This window comes from Actinomyces oricola (assembly GCF_004104015.1).
Lineage (GTDB): Bacteria > Actinomycetota > Actinomycetes > Actinomycetales > Actinomycetaceae > Actinomyces > Actinomyces oricola.
Genome location: NZ_RYFV01000011.1, coordinates 79,717 through 85,735 on the forward strand (window position 1 = coordinate 79,717; position 6,019 = coordinate 85,735).

The 6,019-nt window shown below is 63.1% G+C and carries 4 protein-coding genes; 1 reads left to right on the top strand and 3 read right to left on the bottom strand.

The window, feature by feature from the left end; all coding sequences use genetic code 11:
* The first annotated feature begins 546 nt into the window (after window positions 1-546).
* Window positions 547-981: a transposase gene (locus tag EUC46_RS13440; RefSeq protein WP_128773310.1), complete on the top strand. Its 435-nt coding sequence runs from the start codon at window positions 547-549 to the stop codon at window positions 979-981.
* A gap of 1,153 nt (window positions 982-2,134) precedes the next feature.
* Here EUC46_RS13440 and EUC46_RS06180 read toward each other — a convergent pair.
* From EUC46_RS06180 to EUC46_RS06190, 3 genes are all read right to left on the bottom strand, one after another.
* Window positions 2,135-3,463: a ParB/RepB/Spo0J family partition protein gene (locus tag EUC46_RS06180; RefSeq protein ID WP_128773311.1), complete on the bottom strand. Its 1,329-nt coding sequence runs from the start codon at window positions 3,461-3,463 to the stop codon at window positions 2,135-2,137.
* A gap of 2 nt (window positions 3,464-3,465) precedes the next feature.
* Window positions 3,466-4,371 carry a ParA family protein gene (locus EUC46_RS06185; RefSeq protein WP_128773312.1) on the bottom strand — a complete coding sequence of 302 codons (906 nt, stop codon included), beginning with the start codon at window positions 4,369-4,371 and terminating at the stop codon, window positions 3,466-3,468.
* Between the two features lie 225 nt (window positions 4,372-4,596).
* The gene (locus EUC46_RS06190) at window positions 4,597-5,760 is read right to left on the bottom strand and encodes an AAA family ATPase (RefSeq protein ID WP_128773322.1); all 1,164 of its coding nucleotides are present in this window, start codon (window positions 5,758-5,760) and stop codon (window positions 4,597-4,599) included.
* Window positions 5,761-6,019 lie beyond the last annotated feature (259 nt).

The following is a 6,019-nucleotide window of genomic DNA, read 5'->3' on the forward strand; positions in this document are numbered from 1 at the left end:
ACAGCGCCCATGTCGTGAGCGCCCGATTCTCTTGCTCCCGGGTGATGAGATTATGAAAATTGTAGATACCTGATCGAAGGGACTGTGAAAACGCCCAGGTCGGTCCCTCCCACGCCGTTCATGCGAGGGAGGATTAGGCGGGTTGCAGGCCCATGCGCACTCCTACGGCGTCTCCATGAACCTCAGCGTCACGGCGACGCCGCTGCTGCGATCGTGTCCGGCGTAATGATCGCGGCACCGGTTGCGCGACCTATGACAAGCGGTCCTCATACGGCGCCCGTCCAAGCCTGCCTCATTGATGACAGCAGGATTCGCACGTGGAAGCCGTACGTCATTGTCGACAACGGCCAGATCCGCACCGCCTGCGCCTCGTGAGAACCCTTCGGCCACGAGAATCGCGCTGGTGACTTGGGCTCTCATGGTGCTCTCCGCAATGCCACTCGCAGATAGAGATACGTCGGGTCGCCGCGTTTCACGTCGCTGTGTTTCACGTGAAACATGGATAACCATGTGCGTTCAGGAAAGTAGCCCGGTCTGAGTTCCGTGATGCGATGGCAGTTCCCGCGGGCCTCATGCCTGTCGACTCGGGTCTATAGCGGGGTGGGAGCGCGGATCTGGTCATCGCCGGCCCGCGGGAGGGCTCGACATGCGGGGCCCGAAGAATCCCGATCTGCTCCGGCTACCCTCAGCCCGCGAGAGAGCCCGTTCTTCCACTCGCTACTCAACTCCCTGCAAATGGGTGCTAAGACCATATACGCGGCGATCCATCAAGCCTGGATCCAGCCCATATCCACCTGCAAAGTCAGTGGTCCGGTGCGAGCACTGAGCGACAACTCCAGCGCCTCTAAGGCCACGGCGTCCAGGCTACGCCAAGCCGCCAATGACTGTGCCGGCGAATTCGGCTCCCGCCGGCTGGCCTACATTCGGTTCCCCCGCTTGTACCTCGACATTACCTGCCTCAATATTCGGGTCCCGCATTAGGCGGTCCACAAGGAGCCGGTAGTCGCCGCCGGCAATCTCAGCTCAAGAACGCAAGCAGATTCCGAACACGGGCGCAGGAGACGAAGATATCGACCTTGGGAATTTCCTGCACCCTTGGCGTCAGTGGGGCCCGAAGACATCCACCCAGCACGTCCCCCAGAGTCGCGCTGGTCGCCAGTAACACTCACTCGGGCATCAGGGCCACCCTCAAGGCGACTTCGCCCGGCACACCTCGTGGCAGCGGCGTCGGGCGCATTTCGCCCACGAGCGTCGCCTCTACGATTGGCTCGGCTCACTGTCAGGCCCTCAATACCCTCACCCCACGATCTTCACCCGAACCGTTCGGCAGGGGTCCATCGTTCATCGAGATCCACAAGCACGTCACACACGTCGCTGCGTCTCTGGTATCTCCGTTCGCCGAGATCAGAGACATGCTCACCCTGGCCGAGACGGACCTGACCGCTTTCACTGTTTTCCTACGCAGTACCCTACGGTTAGAGATATATCGGATGGTCTGTTTCACGTGAAACACGTGGCTATCACGTATGTTCAGACTGTCTGCGCCATTCCGGTGGGCACCTCTCCTTGGTCCTCTCCTAGGCGGCAGGGTTTCCTGAGAGCCATGGTGAAGCGGAAAGACCGGCTGGGTCCCTCTGCCTGCCGGGCCTTATCGCGCTCGGGACTATCCGTCTCACCCACACTGAGGCCGTCATGGTGCCTCGACTCCGCCCGCACAATCGCCATTGGTGCAACCTCGTCCACCCGTCACCGGTGGCCATCTTCGCCCTCGAACGTCACGACGAGATCTTCTGCAGCCTCACGGTCAAGCGCCTTCGCCGGTCTCCTCCACCCCCGGTGCCAGCACTGTCTTTCGATAGCAGTCAGGCTCCCTGACCGTCCCTGAAGGCGCTGGATCATCCGTAGTCGCCGTTCCCGGCCTTGGCGTCCTCGGCGGCTCCTGAAAGTACGGGCTCATTCCCAGACGCCATCTGCGCCCCAACCGTCGTCGATTGACGATCCATTGCACAACCACGCTGTCGCCATTGTCAACACTCCAAACCCTCACCATTGTGTTTCACGTGAAACAACGGGGTGCCCGGGTTTGAAGACCCGGGCACCCCGTTCACACAGTCCGCTCTATCCGAAAGATCTTCTACTCCTCATCAAGGGAGACCCCGGGAGCGAGGGCGGAGACTATTCGAGCCAGATCATCCTCGCCGGCGAACTCAATCGTAATGCGCCCTTTCTTCGCGCCCCGTGTCACCTTCACCCGGGTGTCGAAGGCATCCGAAAGCCGCGTCGATAGAGCCGGTAAAGGCGTGCTTCGCGCACGCATCACTTTGCGACCCGAGCCCGCCCCCGATTCGTCGTAAAGAGCGACAATCTCCTCTGTCGCCCGCACGGACAGGCCCTCAGCCACAATGCGTTGTGCAACGCGCTCCATGGCCGCCGAGTCAGGTAGGCCCAGCAGCGAGCGGGCATGACCAGCCGAAAGGACACCTGCCGCCAGCCTTCGCTGCACCAATGGCGGGAGTTTCATGAGTCGCAGCGTGTTCGAAATCTGTGAGCGAGAACGAGCAATCCGAGCCGAGAGCTCGGCGTGCGTGCAGTTGAAGTCGTCGAGCAGTTGCTGGTAGGCGGCCGCCTCCTCCAAGGGATTGAGCTGAACCCGGTGCAGGTTCTCCAGTAGGGCGTCACGCAGAAGATCCTCGTCCTCGGTGTAACGAACGACGGCGGGGATGGTCTCCATCCCCGCCTCTTTGGCCGCGCGCAGACGGCGCTCACCCATAATGAGCTCATAGGCGGCCCCCTCCTCGTGGTTCTCCACCCGCCGCACCACAATCGGCTGGAGCAGCCCAACTTCCTTAATGGACGCCGCCAGCTCCGCCGTCTCATCCTCATCGAAGACTTGACGCGGCTGACGCGGGTTGGCGGCAATGAGTTCCACGGGAAGGTCGGCGAATGTGGCTCCAGGCACGGGAACGAGCCCTTCGTCGCCGGCCTCGGACGACTCTGGTGACTCCACTGCCACAGGAGCCGCGGGTTCTTGAGCGGCAATAGCCTCGACCTCCTCGCGCCGAGGAGAACGCTGCTTCCGTCGTGCCGCCGCCGCGCCGGATGCGGCTCCACCTTGACGGCGTCGCTCCGACGCCGATTCACCCGCCGTCCTCTGCGCGCCCTGGGAGCGCGTGGTTTCACGTGAAACACTGCCGGTGGAAGCTGGCCTCTTCCCCCTTCTGGGGCGAGAACGAGGCGACGGCGCCAATAATGTCGCCGCAATATCGTCTGAACTCCTGTGCCCCGAGGTCTCCGCGGCACCTTCGCCGCTGTTCGTTTTGTCCTCGGCCCGCTCCGACTCCGTTGCCGATTGTTCGGCTTCCGGAAAGAAGACATCCGAGGGGCGTCGAGCAGGCGCCTCCGCCTGAGCCTCCGGAATCAGTGCCTGCAATCCTCGGCCGAGCCCTCGCCTCTTCTGTGCCATCCTCACGCCTCCTCAGTGACGGCTTGGCTAGGTGCACCCCGCAGTGCAATTTCTCGCGCAAGTTGCTTGTACGCCACGGCCCCCGTGCACCGTGGATCCCAGAAGACGACCGGCGACCCGAATGAAGGGGCCTCGGCCACGCGCACGGACCGTGGGATCTTCGTGTCCAATGTTGCCCGCGGGAAGTAGGTGCGCACCTCGGATTCCACCTCGCGGGCAAGAGTCGTGCGCTTGTCGAACATGGTCAGGGCGATCATGGAAACATCCAGCCCCGGGTTGTGAATCTCAGCGATCCTGTTTATGGAGCGTGTTAGCAGCGCCAGGCCCTCGAGCGCGTAGTACTCGGCCTGCATGGGGATCAGTACCTCCCCGGCCGCCACAAAGGCATTGATCGTCATAATGCCCAGGGAGGGAGGGCAGTCAATGAGGACGTAGTCGATCTTCGGCTGGCCCTTCTCCTCCAGACCCTGGAGATACTCTCGCAGTGCCAGGCGCAGGCGCGACTCTCGATCTGCGGCATTAATGAGGTCAATCTCCACCGCGGCCACGTCAATAGTGGCCGGCACGCACCACAAAGTGGGAGAGAACTCGGTCTGCACCACCACGTCCTCTATTGGCGCCCCTTCTACCAGAACGTCATAAATCGAGGTTTCGTCATCGCCGTGCTCCACCCCGAGCGCCGTGGACGCATTCCCTTGGGAGTCGGCGTCAATAACGAGCACGTGAAGTCCGGCCTCCGCCAGGGTTGCGGCCACATTGACGGCCGTCGAGGTCTTGCCGACCCCGCCCTTCTGGTTGGCCACAGCAATCACCCGCGTCCGCTCAGGATGCGGATAGCCTCCTTCAGCGACCTCTGACAGTGCCGAGTGATCAGCCTGAAGCTGATCGAAAATGGACGACCCAGACAAGCTACTCTCCTCGGACGACAACCCGAGGGCACATGCCGGTCGGGCACTTCGAAGTCTACGTGAGCAGAGCGACACACCGTGCATCACAGGCCGCTGCGTCACCGGAGAAATGCATTAGCCCTGGTCGGTGTCCGATCGGGTTGCGGCCCTGAACTCCGCTCCCGCCGCTGTCGGCACCCGCCGGCGTGCTGGGTCTCCGACAGACGCCAAGGGCCTCGTCCGGGCTCACCAGGGCCACTGTGACGTGAGGTAGGCCTCGACGGCGCGGTGTTGAAAGCTGTAGGGCCTGCCACGTCGAATGATTCCGCGGGCGAGGTCCAGGCGCTGCGACGTCGGTCCCGCATCGGTCGTTTTCGCATAGCCCATGCGCTGCGCGATGGTGCTCAGGGTGCGCTCTTCGGGCGCGAGAGACGCCATGATCTCAAGGAACTGCCGCTCCCGTTCGGGCAGTCGATCGAGAATGCGATGGACATGCGTTTCAGCTTCGGGGGCGGCTTCACGCCAACCGGCTTCGACGTGCTCCCTCGTAATGAGATTGTCGACTCCCGCATACCAAGCGCGTTGTCCGGCGAGTTGAAAGAGGAACGGTTCTCCGTGGGCGAGCTCAATAATGGCCCGTTGCGCGGCCGGCTCCATGAACACCCGCTCAGGGCCGCCGTCGCGCCCCGTGATTGGCCAGCCCGCGGTGACGAAGGGCTGAAGAGCAGCCATGAGAGCGGCGTCGTCAATGGCGTCCAGGGTCGTGGTTTGGAATCGGCGCGCGAAGGTGGCCCCGGTCCGGGCGCCGGCCATATCCGCGAACTCGGGCAGGCCCGTGAGGTAGACGGCGATCGGGAGTCCTCGCTCGATCCGCAGACCACCGGGAACGCTCACGGTCTCATCATGGGTCAGGGCGTCCCCCACGGCAATGAGCATTTGCGAGCGCGCATTCTCGTCACTAATGTTCTGCACCTCGTCAATGTGAATGACCACCATGACGTCACCGCTGCGGATTGCCGCCCGGCCGATCTCAATGAGCAGGTCGGTCAAGGTGGTGTACGGCTCAGGGCCCTCCGCGGGCCGTACGGACAGTGAAATACCAGAAGCGGCAACCGTCTCAACCCTGTGCAGTAAGTGAGCGATGCGTTTCTCCCGAGCAGTGGCGAGTCCCGCCGCGGACGACAAGTCCAGGAGCGCGGAGGCCACTCTTTTAAGCGGATCGGTACCTGAAGGGATGCGCAGCTGCGGCGTCGTCCAATCACCGGCCTGCGCTGCCTCGCGCGCAATCCGGCGGACAAGAGAGGATTTGCCGGAGCCGGCTTCTCCAAGAATGGTGCGACCTCGTTCGTGTATGCCGGCCAAGCGGCGCGGACGAAGAACGTCCCGCCAATCGCTGAGTTGGGGCGTCAGGGGCTCGGCAAAGTCGTTTGTTGTGGGGCTGGCCTGGGGTGATGGCGGGTTCTGGGGGTGCGGGGGTTGCGGCGTGGCCTGCCTGGGAGATGATGGATAGTGCTTAAACAGTCCTGCATTCCTCGAAGGTGAGGCCACGCCGCTATGCCATCCTGCCCCATCGAGGTCCTGTCGCGCCAGAGTCTGCTCGATGTCCTGGCCAAGGTATCCGACCCCAGAGCCCGCAGGGGCGTGCGCTACCCGGTGGTGGGCGTGCTGG